The organism is Achromobacter pestifer (assembly GCF_013267355.1).
Lineage (GTDB): Bacteria > Pseudomonadota > Gammaproteobacteria > Burkholderiales > Burkholderiaceae_B > Achromobacter > Achromobacter pestifer_A.
The window spans coordinates 3,875,116-3,888,610 of record NZ_CP053985.1 but is presented as its reverse complement, the minus strand read 5'-3'; the positions used below and the strand labels follow the sequence as shown (position 1 = coordinate 3,888,610).

Here is a 13,495-nt window from a genome sequence, read left to right as displayed (position 1 = left end):
GGCCGCGGCCGGACCCGCCGCTACGCGATCGGCCATTTCGGCAGCCTGGCCTTGCGGTACGGCAGGCTGCGCCAATCCGGGCTGGCGGAACCGGGCGCGGCCACATACAGCACTGCCTTGGCCAGCGGCGCGTACTTGGCATGGAAGTGATGCGCGGACTTCACCACGATCAGGCGCTGCGCAGTCAGATCGCAGCCCAGCTGGGTGAACAGGTCCGTGTGATAGGCCTGGGTACGCAGCGAGACCAGCGCGACCAGGATGCCATCCACGTCGACCAGCGCACAGTCGCCCAAGGCGATGCGGGTGTTGGAGTTGCCCGTCATGAACATGTCCGCATGCGTGGACACCACCACGCAGCGCGCATCCACCGGGCTGCCGGACAGCGGACCGACCTTGCCGCCGATGCGCAGGTCCAGCGTCGCACCGGGGCCGGCGTCGAAGGCGATGCGCGCCGCCACCGGATCCCACATGGGACCGATGGCGGCATTGCGCATGCCGCGCTCGCGCATCCTGGCCAGCAGATAGGTAGAGTCGCCGGCCGCGCCGCTGCCGGGGTTGTCCGAACGGTCCGCCAGCACCACGGGACCGTCGCCGTAGGCCAGGGCTTCGTCCAGCGCCTGGTCCACGCCGCGGTACGGCACCATCAACTGTTCGCGCATCGCGATGAGTTCATCGGCCAATTGGCGCGCCAGCGCTTGCGCGCGGGCCGCGTCGCCATCGGCGTAGACCAGCACCTTGGTGCCCATTTCCGGCACGTCGCCGGTGGCGAAACCCTGCGCCGCCGAGACCGACAGGATGCCGTCGCGGCCTTCCAGCGCCTTGATGCGGCTGACGAAGCCCTGCGCCGGTTCGCGCGTGGTGTGCATGGGCACGATCATTTCGCAGTCGATCAATGCCGCGACGGGCCGCGTGCGGCCGGCCTGCGCGTCCAGGCACAAGGCCAGCAGGTCTTCGGCGCGTTCCAGCACGTCGATGTGGGGATACTCCTTGAACAAGACCAGCACCGTAGCCTGCTCGACCATCAGCGGACTCAGGTGCGCATGGGGATCCAGTTCGGCGCCCACCACCACGCCGGGGCCGACGATCTCGCGCACGCGGCGCAGGAGGTCGCCTTCGCAATCGTCGTAGCCGTCGGCCACCATGGCGCCGTGCAAGCCCAGCAGCACCATGTCCACCGGCAGCGCCGCGCGCAGGTCGGCAAGGAGTTCGTCGCGCAGCGTTTCATAGGCGGCGCGCGTGGTCGTGCCGCCGGGCTGCGCGGACGCCACCAATCCTTCGATCAGCGTCCACCCGCCGTCCCGGGCGCGCTGGCGCGCGGCCCACAGCGGCCCCGCGTAGAACGTCATGTGGTCGGGATGGGTGCCGCCGGGCAGATACTCCCGCGACTTGAACGCGGCAAGTCCGGTCGGCAAGGGCGAGAACGTGTTGGTTTCCGTGGCAAGGGCGCCGGTGAATATGCGCATGGGAGCGGCTCCAGGGCGCGGCGCGCCGCGCCGCTCAGGGATGGAAAGACAAGGGGCCGCGCTAGGCATGCGGCCCGGATCAGGGTTTGATTCTGGTCCGGCCTGCGCAAGCCTACAAATTCCAAATCGTGAACTGTCCATAACCTTTCATATGCGCGCGCAAAGGCTTCCGGCCGCCCTATCGTTTTCCCTTAAAAGCCGCCGATCTGCGTGCTTTTCACCGCGATTTCCCCCGAAAAACCGCACACCATAACCTTGGGTTATCCATGGGCGCACGTTAGCTATTTGTGCCGCGCTTGTGTGCCACCGATGATCCGCGGTACGGAACGCAAGGCCCCCTTTCATGTGGCGGCAGTGACGAATTTCCGATCCATACAAGGGGAAAACGATGTCGTCGACCTGGAACGCCGCGCGCGCCGCGGCGCATGCAGCAGCCTGTCCGGGGGCCCGGCCATGAAGATCTTCAGCGCCGGCCTGGGCACGGAAACCAACACCTTCGCGCCCATGCCCACCAGCCTCGCCTCCTTCCAGGACCGCGACTACTATCCGGCCGGCACGCATCCGGACACGGTGACCTTTGCAGGCGCGCCGCTATACGTGGCGCGCCAACGCGGCCGCGAAGCCGGCTGGACGCTGGCCGAAGGCCTGGTCACCTCCGCGCAGCCCGGCGGCACGACCACGCGCGCCGCCTTTGAGACGCTGCGCGACCAGATCCTGGCCGACCTGCGCGCGGCGCTGCCGGTGGACATGGTGCTGCTGGGCTTGCACGGTGCCATGGTGGCCGACGGCTACGACGATTGCGAAGGCGACCTCCTGCGCCGCGTGCGCGAGATCGTCGGCCCCGGCGTCGTGGTGGGTGCGGAACTGGACCCCCATGCGCACCTGAGTCCGCTGATGGTGGAACAGGCTACGGTGCTGGTGCTGTTCAAGGAATATCCGCACACCGACATCCGCGAACGCGCGGAAGACCTGCTGGCCTTGTGCCTGGACGCGCAGGCCGGCCGCACGCGGCCCGTCGCGGCATTGATCGACTGCGAAATGATCGTGCCCATGCACACCACGCGCGAACCGGCGCAGGGCTTCGTCAGCCGCATCAAGGCGCAGGAAGGCCGCGACGGCATCCTGTCGATCTCGGCGGCGCAGGGCTTCGCCACCGGCGACGTGCCGGAAATGGGCACCAAGGTGCTGGTCTACGCCGATGGCGATGCCACTCTTGCACAAACGCTGGCGCGCCGCCTGGCCGATGAGCTCATCGGCATGCGCGAACAGCTCATGGTGCCCTACCGCAGCGTGGACCAGGCGCTGGATGAAGCCCTGGCCTTCGGCGACGGTCCGGTGGTGCTGGCCGACCGGCCCGACAATCCCGGCAGCGGCGCGCCCGGCGACGCCACCTTTGTCCTGAGCCGCATGCTGGAACGAGGCGTGACGAACGCGGCGCTAGGCCCCATGTGGGATCCGGTGGCGGCGCGCATCGCCTTCGACGCCGGCCCCGGCGCCGAGCTGGACCTGCGCATCGGCGGCAAGGTCGGCCCGCTGTCCGGCGATCCGCTGGACCTGCGCTGCACGGTCAAGGCCATCAAGGCCGACATGATCATGACGGGCCTGTCCGGCGCACCGGCGGCCATGGGCGATTGCGCCCTGGTCGAGACCCAGGGCATCGAGATCGTGCTGACCTCGCTGCGCAACCAGGCCATCAACATGGACCTGTTCACGCAACTGGGCTGCGATCTTTCTTCCAAGAAGATCGTGGTGGTCAAGTCCGCCCAGCATTTCCATGCCTCATTCTCGAAAGTCGCGCGCCACATCATCTATGTCGGCGGCAAAGGCGTCGCCACGCCCGACTGGAAGACGCTCACGTACCGCAATATCCGGCTGCCCAAGTGGCCGCTGTAAGACCCTGCCGGCGCGCGGACGCCGGCGTATCCACCAACACGATGGGAGCCTAGCGCGATGAAAAAACGCCTGCTTTGCCTGTTCTCGACGGCCACGCTCGGCCTGGCCTTTACCCTTGGCGCCGCGCCGGCGCACGCGCAGCAGGCCAAGACCCTGCGCATCGTGCCGCACGCCGACCTGAAAGTGCTGGACCCGACTTTCACCACCGCCTACATCACGCGCAACTTCGGCTACATGGTTTACGACACGCTGTTCGCGATGGACTCGCACAGCAAGCCGCAGCCGCAGATGGTCGAGAAGTACTCGGCCAGCGATGACAAGAAGACCTGGACCTTCACGCTGCTGCCCGGCCTGAAATTCAGTGACGGCCAGGCGTTGACCACGGCCGACGTGATCGCGTCCCTGCAGCGCTGGTCCGCGCGCGACAATATCGGCCAGGCCATCACGCGCGCCGGCGGCAAGTGGGAAGCCGTGGACGGCAGCACCTTCAAGCTGACGCTGGACCAGCCGTTCGATCTGGTGCTCGACGGGCTGGCCAAGGTCTCCAGCTACCCCGCATTCATCCTGCCTCAGCGCCTGGCTTCGCTTCCTGCCGACCGTCCGCTGACCGAGGTCGTTGGCTCCGGCCCCTACGTCTTCAAGCGTGCCGAATGGGTGCCCGGCAGCAAGATCGTGTTCGAGCAGAATCCGAACTACCTTGGCCCCAAGGCGCAGGCCGACGGCCTGGCGGGCAACAAGACTCCGCATATCCCGCGCGTGGAATGGCGCGTGCTGCCCGACTCCAACAGCGCGACGGCCGCGCTGACCAACGGCGAAGTCGACATGATCGAACAAGCGCCGGCGGACTACATCGACGCCTTGCGCGGCAACAAGAACGTCAAGATCGGCGTGATGGAGCGCGCCCAGGGTTACATCATCCTGAACCAGTCCATGCCGCCCTTCAACAATGAAAAGGCGCGCCAGGCCGTCGCCCATCTGGTGGACCAGGACAAGTTCACCGCCGCCATGGGCTACCCCGACGATCTGCGCATGAAGTATTGCGCCACGGTCTTCATCTGCGGCGGTCCTTATGACACCACCGCCGGCGCGGCGCCCTACGCCAAGCCCGATCCCGCCCTGGCCAAGAAGCTGCTGGCCGAGGCCGGATACAAGGGCGAGAAGGTCGCGATCCTGTTGCCCACGGACCTGGCCTACCTGAACTCCGCCACGCTGGTCGCCATCCAGGCGCTGCAGGATATCGGCGTGAACCTCGACATCCAGTCCATGGACTGGGCCACGCTGACCGCCCGCCGCGCCCGCAAGGAGCCCATCGACAAGGGCGGCTGGAACATCTTCCTGTCGGCCGCTTCCGAATTCAACGTCGACTCGCCCATCAGCAACACCTACCTGGGCGCGGTGTGCGGCAACAGCCTGCCCGGCTGGCCCTGCGACAAGAAGCTGGACGAACTGCGCGCCCAATGGATCGCGGCCACCAGTTCGGACGAGCGCAAGCGCGTCCTCGACCTGTTCCAGGAGCGCGCCTATGAAGCCTTCCCCGCAATCTCGGTGGGTCAGTATTCGCGCGCGTTCGCCTCACACAACAGCCTGAAGAACGCGGACAAGATCTGGAGCCTGCCCAACCTGTGGGTGCTGGACAAGTAGTCCGCCGCCAGCCTAATCGATACGCGAGACGACCATGGGTTACATCATCCGGCGAGTGCTAGCCATCGTGCCAGTCATGGCAGTGGTGGCGGTAATCGTCTTCCTGCTGATCCACCTGTCGCCCGGAGACCCGGCGGCGCTCATCGCCGGGGACTTCGCTTCAGCGGACGACATCGCCAAGCTGCGCGTGGCGCTGGGCCTGGACGAGCCGCTGTGGCGGCAGTTCGGGCTGTGGGCGGGCAAGCTGCTGCAGGGCGACCTGGGCACGTCCATCTTCACCCAAGTGCCCGTGACGCAGCTGCTGGCGCAGCGGGTGGAGCCCACCTTGTCCATCGCCGCGCTCACGATGCTGGTGTCCATCGCCGTGGCGGTGCCGCTAGGCGTGCTGGCGGCCTACCGGGCCGGCACCTGGATCGACCGCCTGGTCATGCTGTTCGCGGTGCTGGCCTTCTCGGTGCCGGTGTTCCTGGTCGGCTACCTGCTCATCTACGGCTTCGCCATCAAGCTGCAATGGCTGCCGGTGCAGGGCTACGTCAGCCTGGCCGAGGGCGTGATCCCCTGGCTGCGCAACCTGACCTTGCCCTGTATCAACCTGGCATTGGTGTACATCGCGCTGATCACCCGCATGACCCGCGCAACCGTGGTGGAAGTGCTGCACGAGGACTACATCCGCACGGCGCGCGCCAAGGGGCTGGCGGTGCTGCCGGTGCTGGAACACGCGCTGCGCAACGCCGCCATTCCCATCGCCACCACGGTGGGCGTGGGCATCGCGCTGCTGATCGGCGGCGTGGTCGTGACCGAGACGGTGTTCGCCATCCCCGGCATTGGCCGGCTGGTCATCGACGCGGTCCAACACCACGACTATCCGGTGATCCAGAGCGTGCTGCTGCTATCGGCGGGCACCTACGTGCTGATCAATCTGCTGATCGACCTCAGCTACCGGCTGTTCGATCCTCGCATCCGCTACTGAGCCGCGCAGGAAAAAACCATGTCTGAAAGTTCGATTTCCACCAACGCGCCAGGCTCGCCCATCGTGCTGCACGAGGCGCTGAGCGCCAGCGGCCGCCGCTGGCGCTGGATACGCAAGCACCCCACCCTGATCCTGGGCCTGCTGCTGCTGCTGATCGTGGCGGGCCTGGCGGCCGCCGCGCCCTGGATCGCCACGCACAACCCCATCACCATCAATCCCCTGCAACGCATGAAGCCGCCGTCGGCCGAACATTACTTCGGCACCGACGCGCTGGGCCGCGACGTTTTCAGCCGCGTGGTCTGGGGCGGCCGCGTGTCCCTCGTGGTCGCCATCGTGGTGGCGCTGATCGCCACCGCGGTCGGCGTGGTGCTTGGCCTGCTGGCGGGCTTCGTGCGCTGGGCCGACGCCATCATCATGCGCATCATGGACGGCATGATGGCCATCCCCGACATCTTGCTGGCGATCGCCCTGATGGCGGTGATCCGCGCCAGCCTGACCACGGTGATCATCGCGATCGCGATTCCGCAGGTGCCCCGCATGGTGCGGCTGGTGCGTTCCCTGGCGTTGACGCTGCGCGAACAGCTGTACGTCGAAGCCGCCCATGCCGTAGGCACGCGGCTGCCCGTCATCCTGCGCCGCCACGTGCTGCCCAATATGGTCACGCCGCTGGTGGTGCAGGCCACGTTCATCGCCGCCACCGCGGTGCTGACCGAGGCCGTGTTGTCGTTCCTGGGCGTCGGCGTGCCGGCCCAGGTTCCCAGCTGGGGCAACATGATGGCCGACGCCCGCAACTACGTTGCGGTGGCGTTCTACACCATCCTGTATCCCGGCATCATGCTGGCCATCACCGTGCTGGCAATCAACCTGATGGGCGACGGCCTGCGCGATGCGCTCGACCCACGTCTGGCCAACCAGCGCTAGGAGCACGCCATGGCAATATCCCCCGCCGCCGTCGCCCCTGGCGACGTGCTGCTCGAAGTCGACAACCTGCGCACCTACTTCGATACCGTGTCCGGCACCGTGCGTTCGGTGGACGGCGTGTCCTACCAGGTGCGGGCCGGCCGCACGCTGGGCGTGGTCGGTGAATCCGGATGCGGCAAGAGCGTCACGGCGCTGTCCATCCTGCGGCTGATCCCGACTCCCCCCGGACGCTATGCCGGCGGCCAGATCCGCTACCGCGGCACCGACCTGCTGGGCCTGACCGAAAAGCAGATGCGCCAGATCCGCGGCAACCGGATCTCGATGATTTTCCAGGAGCCGATGACCTCGCTGAACCCGGTGCTGACGGTGGGCCGCCAGATCGCGGAAACGGTCATGCTGCACCAGAAGCTCGGCCGCCGCGACGCCTACCGCCGCGCCGAGGAAATGCTGCGCCTGGTTCAGATCGCCGAGCCCGAGCGGCGCGTGCACGAATATCCGTACCAGCTGTCCGGCGGCATGCGGCAGCGCGTGATGATCGCGCTGGCCCTGGCCTGTAACCCCGAGGTGCTGATCGCCGACGAGCCGACGACGGCGCTGGACGTCACCATCCAGGCGCAGATCGTGGACCTGCTGCGCAGCCTGCAGCAGAGCCTGGGCATGGGCATCGTGCTGATCACGCATGATCTGGGCGTGGTGGCCGAATGCTGTGACCGCGTGGCGGTGATGTATGCCGGCCGCAAGGTCGAGGAAGCGCCCGTCACCGAGTTGTTCGACCGCCCCTTGCACCCGTACACGCGCGCGCTGATGGCGTCGATGCCCTCGATGAACACCTCGACGCAGCGGCTGGCCGAAATCCCCGGCATGGTGCCCGCGCCCAGCGAGCTGGGCAAAGGCTGCAGCTTCGCGCCGCGCTGCGTCTACGCCACCGACCGCTGCCGCGCCGAAGCGCCGCAGCTGATGGAACATGGCAGCGACCACATGGTGGCCTGTCACGAAGCGGCGCGTGTCGCCGCGCAACCGGCCCCGCAGGCGGCGGCTGCCGCGACGCCTGGCGCCGCCCTCACTGGAGTCCAAGCATGAGCGCCCGCAACGAGCCCGCCGCCCCGGCCACGCCTTTGCTGGACGTGCGCGACCTGAAGATGCATTACGCCGGCGCGGGCGGCTGGTTCAAGCCGCGCCGCAAGGTGATCCAGGCCGTGGACGGCGTATCCTTTTCCGTGTCCAAGGGCGAGACCCTGGCGCTGGTGGGCGAGTCCGGCTGCGGCAAGACCACCACCGGCAAGTCCGTGCTGAGGCTGATCCAGCCGACCTCGGGATCGGTGCGGCTGGAAGGCGAAGAGATCCTGGCGCTGACACCCGAGCAGATGCGCAACCGTCGGCGCGACATGCAGATCATCTTCCAGGATCCGTATGCCTCGCTGAATCCCCGCCTGACCGCCGGCGACATCGTCGGCGAGCCGCTGGAGAACTTCCCAGCCTCGGGCGGCCGTTCGCGCGCGGACGAGATCGCCTGGCTGTTCGCCAAGGTAGGCCTGCGTCCGGAAGCGATGAAGAAGTTCCCCCATGAGTTCTCCGGCGGCCAGCGGCAGCGCCTGGGCATCGCGCGCGCGCTGGCCCTGCGGCCCAAGCTGATCGTGTGCGACGAGCCCGTGTCCGCGCTGGACGTGTCGGTGCAGGCGCAGGTGATCAACCTGCTGATGGATCTGCAGGAAGAAATGGGCATCGCCTACCTGTTCGTGGCGCATGACCTCGCCGTGGTGCGGCACATCAGCCATCGGGTCGCGGTGATGTACCTGGGCCGCATCGTCGAGGTCGCCGACCGCGACACGCTGTTCTCTCGTCCACTGCATCCCTACACCGAGATCCTGCTGTCCGCGGTGCCGGTCCCGGATCCACACAAGCCCGCGCAGCGCAAGCTGCTGCAGGGCGACCCGCCCAGTCCGGCGAATCCGCCCAGCGGCTGCCGCTTCCACACGCGCTGCCCGCTGGCGCAGCCCCTGTGCAAAGAGAAGCAGCCGGTCCTGACGCAGCGGCCGGGCGGCTCGGAAGCCGGGCAGCATTGGGTGGCGTGCCACTTCCGATGAGCGCGCCGCGCCTGCTGGCGGGCCCCTTGCCTGGCCGCGACCCGGTCTTTGGCCGCGGCATTGCCGAGCTGCGGGCGTCCATGGCGGCCGGCAGGCTCAGCGCCATGGACCTGGTGCGCGCCTACCTGGCGCGCATCGCGGCGCACGATCAGGCCGGACCGGCGCTCAACGCGGTCATCGCCTTGAACGGCCGGGCGCTGGCCGAAGCCGCCGAGCGGGATGCGCAGCGGCAACGCGGCGCGGCGCTGGGGCCCTTGCACGGCATGCCCATCCTGCTCAAGGACAACATCGATGCCGCGGGCATGCCCGCCACCGCAGGCTCGCTCGCGCTGGCCGGGCGCCGACCGCGGCGCGATGCCGACATCGTGCACCGGCTGCGCGAAGCAGGCGCCATCGTGCTGGGCAAGACCACGCTGCACGAACTGGCTTGCGGCATCACCAACGTTTCTTCACTATCCGGCCGCACGCGCAACGCCTACGACGCCGCGCGCGTGCCGGGCGGATCCAGCGGCGGCAGCGCCGTTGCGGTGGCGTCCAGCTTCGCGGCGGCGACGATAGGCACGGACACCAGCGGCTCGATCCGCATCCCCGCGGCCTTCAACCAGGTATGGGGCCTGCGCCCCACGGCCGGACGCTACAGCAATGCCGGCGTGGTGCCGTTGTCGCCAACGCTGGACACTGTCGGCCCCATGGCCCGCAGCCATGCGGATCTCGAAATCCTGTGGTCGGTGATGGCAGCGTTGGACAGTCAGCACGACAGCAGCCGCGGCGCGCACCCAGGCTGGCGCGTAGGCGCGCTGGACGCGTTCTTCGGTTCCGCCTCCTCAGAACAGGAAGTCTCCCGGCATGCCCAGGCGGTTCTCGCCTGCTGGGAGGCCGACGGTGCGCATATCCAGCCTGTCGCGCTGGCTCTGGAAGACGCGCGGCTGACGGCCGCCAACGTCACCGGCTATGAATTCCGCGATGCATTGGCGCGCTGCCTGCGCGAAGCCGGCCTGTCCGTGCGCAGCCTCACCGACATCCTGGACGGTGGCTATCCCCACCCGGAAGTCGCGCCGTTGCTGCGCGAACGCGATGCGCTGCGCGATCCCGATGGCAGCGGCCGCTTGGCGGTACTGGCACGCGCCCAGACGCTGCGCGACGAGGTGTTGGCGGCCATGGAGCATGGCCAGCTGGACCTGCTGGCCTATCCCAGCGTGCGCGGCGCGCCGGTACTGCTGGGCGAAGCGCAGCGCGGCGGCAATGGCCTGCTCGCGGCGGTGACGGGACTGCCGGCCTTGAGCGTGCCTGTCGGTTTCACGAAAAGCGGCATACCCGTCGGCCTGGAACTGCTGGGCCGCGCGGACAGCGAGCGCCTGCTGTTGCAGGCAGCGCAGCGCTTCGAGATCGGAGGATCGGTCGCGGTGTAGGAAATAGCGCGCAGCGTTTGCAGGGGAAACGCTGCGTCATTTTAGATTTCCTAAACTCAACATCGAGAAATGATCGCTGTACTCGCTCTAGCGGGGGAAGGAGAATTTCTGGATCGCAGCGGATCCTGAAAATTTAGCCAACCTCAAATGAGCAAGCGCATGCTGAATCTATACACCGATAGTTCTCCGAACGGCTACAAGGCCACGATCGCCCTCGAGGAACTGGAACTGCCCTATCGCCTGCATCACGTGCGCATCGCGCAGGGCGAACACCGCCAGCCCGACTTCCTGGCCCTGAACCCGCATGGCCGCATCCCGGCCCTGACCGACGAAGACACCGGCGTCGCGCTGTTCGAATCGGCGGCCATACTGCTGTATCTCGCGGAAAAAACCGGGAAGCTGCTGCCCCCTGACACCCAGGGCCGGTGGGAAGCGATCAAGTGGCTGCAATTCCATTCCAGCAGCGTCGGCCCCATCATCGGACAGCGCGTGAATTTCGAGGTGTTCGACAAGGCGCGCAACCCCGCCGCGCTCGAACGCTACCAACGCCTGACCGAGGATGCGCTCGCGGTGCTGGACCGCAGGCTGGCCGAACATCCCTATCTTGCCGGCGACACCTACTCCATCGCCGACATCGCGCATTTCGGCTGGAGCCACATCGCGCGGATCATCGATTTCGATTTCAGCCATCACCAGCATCTGAGCGCATGGCACGAACGCGTGGCGGCCCGGCCCGCGGTCGCCAAAGGCATCACGCTGCCCGCGCCGGCAACGGGCGCTTGAAAGAAACAAGGACAGTCGAAATGGATACCACCCACTCTCTCCACGGCGCGACCGGAGCGTCATACTTCGCCTTTTCCGCGCACCCCGGCTATCGGCGGATGTTCGCGCCCGAACGCCTGACCCTGGGCATCTTCCTGCCGCTGCGCTTTTATGAAGGCAGCATGGCGGTCCTTGCGGGCCAGGCGGAACTGGTGCGGCAGATTGACCGGCAGGATTTTGCCGCCGTCTGGGTGCGCGACGTGCCCTTGTATTCCCCGTCCTTCGGCGATGCCGGCCAGGTCTTCGATCCATTCACCTACCTGGCTTTTCTGGCGGCGCAAACGAAGAAGATTGCCTTGGCGACGGGCAGCGCGATCTTTTCCCTGCGCCACCCCATCGATCTGGCCAAGGCGGCGAGCACCATCGACCAACTGTCGGGCGGCCGGCTGGTGCTGGGAATCGCCTCGGGAGACCGGCCTGTCGAGTTTCCCGCTTATGGACTGCAGCATGACGACCGCGGCACGCGTTTCGCCGAAGCCGTCTCGTATTTCCGCCAGTTGATACGCCCAGGGCGTCTTGAGATCGATTCGCCGCTGGGGCGTTTCAGCAATGCGGAATTCCTGCCCAAGCCCGCCGCAGGCGTCATTCCGCTCATCGTCACGGGTTCATCGGGGCAGTCGCTGGCGTGGATTGCCGAACACGCCGATGGCTGGCTGACCTATCCCGACGCCACCGATACGTCGATAGGACCAAAACGCCTGGGGGAAAAAATCCGCGCCTGGCGCGCCCAGATACCCGACGGCGGCTTCCGTCCGCACATGACCAATGAATGGCTGGACCTCGCCGAAGACCCCGACCATCCGCGCACGCCCTTGCACAACGGCTTCGTGCTGCGCACGGGCAGGAAGGGCTTGATCGCCTTGCTGGAAGAATGGCAGGCGGCAGGCGTCAATCACGCCGCGATCGGAATCCAGTTCTCGCAACGGCCCGCCGCGGAAGTACTGCAGGAACTGGCTGAAGAAGTGCTTCCGCATTTCCCCACGCATCAAGGGCCGGCCAACATGCCGGACGCTTGGTAACTCACGCAGGCCGCTACGCTATGCTTGACGGTTTTCATTCCGAATCCCGTCATGGCGCAGCCCTCCGCCCGCGTACTCGAAGGAACCTTCGATCAGCTCCGCCTCGCGGTGCCGCTCGTGCGGCGCGATGCGTTCCTGCGCATCGGAGCAGAATCCGTGATCGCCGCCGGGCTGGAGGCGCCGCAGATCAACCAGCTGCATCGCTTGCATCAGCAAGGCATCTCCGCGCGCGTGGGCGTGATGGACGGCGAAGAAGGACTGGCGGTCTTCTCCTGGGCCGTTCCAGCGCGCGGAGAACCCATCCCGCCGCGCTGCTACCAGACCCTGAAACGGCGCGGCTGGCGCGAGGTCGCCGTCGGCGGCGCGGTCGGCGCGGCGTTCGTGTGGCTGGCGTGGCTGCTCGGCATCGGCAGTCTCACACGCGTGTTCCTGATGGTCTTCTCGCTGGTCGCCGCCCTGGTGGCGCTGGTGGTGGCGGGATCGGCCTTGCATGGCCTTTGGCACAACCGCCGCCACCGCCCGCTGATCCTGGCGAGCGAAGCGCTCTACGACCCCAAGCAACGGCCGGCGGCCGGCACGCCCGCCCCGCCGCCGCAGCCGCCCCGCCAGGAGCCGCTATCGGCGCAGGACGAGGGCGAGCCGCCCATCGGGCATGTCCGCGGCCACCTTGCCGGCCTCACGCACGAAATGCGCCAGGTCCACAAAGGACCCAACTACGGCATCTACCGCTACGCCGTCAACGGCGTGGACTACGCGATGATTGCCCAGGAAGCATTCGGCGACGCCCTGCCCTTCCTGGCCGAGGACGACCGCGTCGAATTGGCGGTGCGCGCGGCCCCCGTCCACCCGGATGGCCGGCGCGCCGTCTATGCGCTACGCAATCTGGAAGATGGCCGCTGCTATATGTGCCACCGCTACTACGGCGGCGAGCAAGGCAGGGACACGCCCATCCGCGTAGGCATGAGCCAGCGCGCGCGCATGCTCAAGCTGATAGGCGGGCTGCTGCTGACGGCGTGGCTGTTCGTGGTCGGCCTGCAGTTTTTCGCCGAACCCGGCGATGGCTCGTTCCAGGACTTGCCCGAACTGGCGGTCTTCCTGCTGGCGCTCTTCTTCATCGTGTGGCTGGGCTTCGCCCTGCCCCTGCTGTGGCTGGACACCCGCTGGCGCATGGGCAGGCCCACGCGGCGCCAGCGTTTCACGCAACGGATCTACGCCATGCTGGATCTGGGCACGCCCTTGGCGCCGTCGCAGCGCATCGAAGACCTGTAGGGCG

The 13,495-nt window shown here is 67.4% G+C and carries 11 protein-coding genes; 10 read left to right on the top strand and 1 reads right to left on the bottom strand.

The window, feature by feature from the left end:
* Positions 1–20 precede the first annotated feature (20 nt).
* Positions 21–1,463: a M81 family metallopeptidase gene (locus FOC84_RS18595; RefSeq protein ID WP_173145718.1), complete on the bottom strand. Its 1,443-nt coding sequence runs from the start codon at positions 1,461–1,463 to the stop codon at positions 21–23.
* Positions 1,464–1,916: 453 nt separating this feature from the next.
* Here FOC84_RS18595 and FOC84_RS18590 point away from each other — a divergent pair, with 453 nt between their 5' ends.
* The 10 genes from FOC84_RS18590 to FOC84_RS18545 all read left to right on the top strand — a co-directional run bounded on the left by FOC84_RS18590 (position 1,917) and on the right by FOC84_RS18545 (position 13,491).
* Positions 1,917–3,356 (top strand): M81 family metallopeptidase, encoded by a 1,440-nt coding sequence (locus tag FOC84_RS18590; protein WP_173150243.1) that lies wholly within the window; start codon positions 1,917–1,919, stop codon positions 3,354–3,356.
* 57 nt (positions 3,357–3,413) lie between these two features.
* Positions 3,414–4,997, top strand: a complete 1,584-nt coding sequence (locus FOC84_RS18585; RefSeq protein WP_173145717.1) for an ABC transporter substrate-binding protein — start codon at positions 3,414–3,416, stop codon at positions 4,995–4,997.
* A gap of 34 nt (positions 4,998–5,031) precedes the next feature.
* Entirely contained in the window at positions 5,032–5,967 is a 936-nt protein-coding gene (locus FOC84_RS18580) for an ABC transporter permease (RefSeq protein WP_173145716.1), read from the top strand.
* An 18-nt stretch (positions 5,968–5,985) separates the two neighbouring features.
* Entirely contained in the window at positions 5,986–6,888 is a 903-nt protein-coding gene (locus FOC84_RS18575) for an ABC transporter permease (protein WP_173145715.1), read from the top strand.
* Between the two features lie 9 nt (positions 6,889–6,897).
* Positions 6,898–7,968 (top strand): ABC transporter ATP-binding protein, encoded by a 1,071-nt coding sequence (locus FOC84_RS18570; protein WP_173145714.1) that lies wholly within the window; start codon positions 6,898–6,900, stop codon positions 7,966–7,968.
* Positions 7,965–8,972, top strand: coding sequence for an ABC transporter ATP-binding protein (locus FOC84_RS18565; RefSeq protein ID WP_173145713.1), 1,008 nt, complete (start codon positions 7,965–7,967; stop codon positions 8,970–8,972). The genes FOC84_RS18570 and FOC84_RS18565 overlap by 4 nt, the downstream gene beginning before the upstream one ends.
* Entirely contained in the window at positions 8,969–10,381 is a 1,413-nt protein-coding gene (locus FOC84_RS18560; protein ID WP_173145712.1) for an amidase, read from the top strand. Before FOC84_RS18565 ends, FOC84_RS18560 begins: the two co-directional genes overlap by 4 nt.
* Positions 10,382–10,540: 159 nt before the next feature.
* On the top strand, positions 10,541–11,164 hold the full coding sequence (locus tag FOC84_RS18555) for a glutathione S-transferase family protein (protein WP_173145711.1): 624 nt from the start codon (positions 10,541–10,543) through the stop codon (positions 11,162–11,164).
* A 98-nt stretch (positions 11,165–11,262) separates the two neighbouring features.
* Positions 11,263–12,222 carry an LLM class oxidoreductase gene (locus FOC84_RS18550; RefSeq protein ID WP_438800888.1) on the top strand — a complete coding sequence of 320 codons (960 nt, stop codon included), beginning with the start codon at positions 11,263–11,265 and terminating at the stop codon, positions 12,220–12,222.
* Between the two features lie 51 nt (positions 12,223–12,273).
* Entirely contained in the window at positions 12,274–13,491 is a 1,218-nt protein-coding gene (locus FOC84_RS18545; protein ID WP_173145709.1) for a hypothetical protein, read from the top strand.
* Positions 13,492–13,495 lie beyond the last annotated feature (4 nt).

Bases quoted from the DNA above. Each gene is read 5' to 3' on its own strand.
- FOC84_RS18595 (WP_173145718.1), bottom strand. From the start codon at position 1,463: ATGCGCATATTCACCGGCGCCCTTGCCACGGAAACCAACACGTTCTCG.
- FOC84_RS18590 (WP_173150243.1), top strand. From the start codon at position 1,917: ATGAAGATCTTCAGCGCCGGCCTGGGCACGGAAACCAACACCTTCGCG.
- FOC84_RS18585 (WP_173145717.1), top strand. From the start codon at position 3,414: ATGAAAAAACGCCTGCTTTGCCTGTTCTCGACGGCCACGCTCGGCCTG.
- FOC84_RS18580 (WP_173145716.1), top strand. From the start codon at position 5,032: ATGGGTTACATCATCCGGCGAGTGCTAGCCATCGTGCCAGTCATGGCA.
- FOC84_RS18575 (WP_173145715.1), top strand. From the start codon at position 5,986: ATGTCTGAAAGTTCGATTTCCACCAACGCGCCAGGCTCGCCCATCGTG.
- FOC84_RS18570 (WP_173145714.1), top strand. From the start codon at position 6,898: ATGGCAATATCCCCCGCCGCCGTCGCCCCTGGCGACGTGCTGCTCGAA.
- FOC84_RS18565 (WP_173145713.1), top strand. From the start codon at position 7,965: ATGAGCGCCCGCAACGAGCCCGCCGCCCCGGCCACGCCTTTGCTGGAC.
- FOC84_RS18560 (WP_173145712.1), top strand. From the start codon at position 8,969: ATGAGCGCGCCGCGCCTGCTGGCGGGCCCCTTGCCTGGCCGCGACCCG.
- FOC84_RS18555 (WP_173145711.1), top strand. From the start codon at position 10,541: ATGCTGAATCTATACACCGATAGTTCTCCGAACGGCTACAAGGCCACG.
- FOC84_RS18550 (WP_438800888.1), top strand. From the start codon at position 11,263: ATGTTCGCGCCCGAACGCCTGACCCTGGGCATCTTCCTGCCGCTGCGC.
- FOC84_RS18545 (WP_173145709.1), top strand. From the start codon at position 12,274: ATGGCGCAGCCCTCCGCCCGCGTACTCGAAGGAACCTTCGATCAGCTC.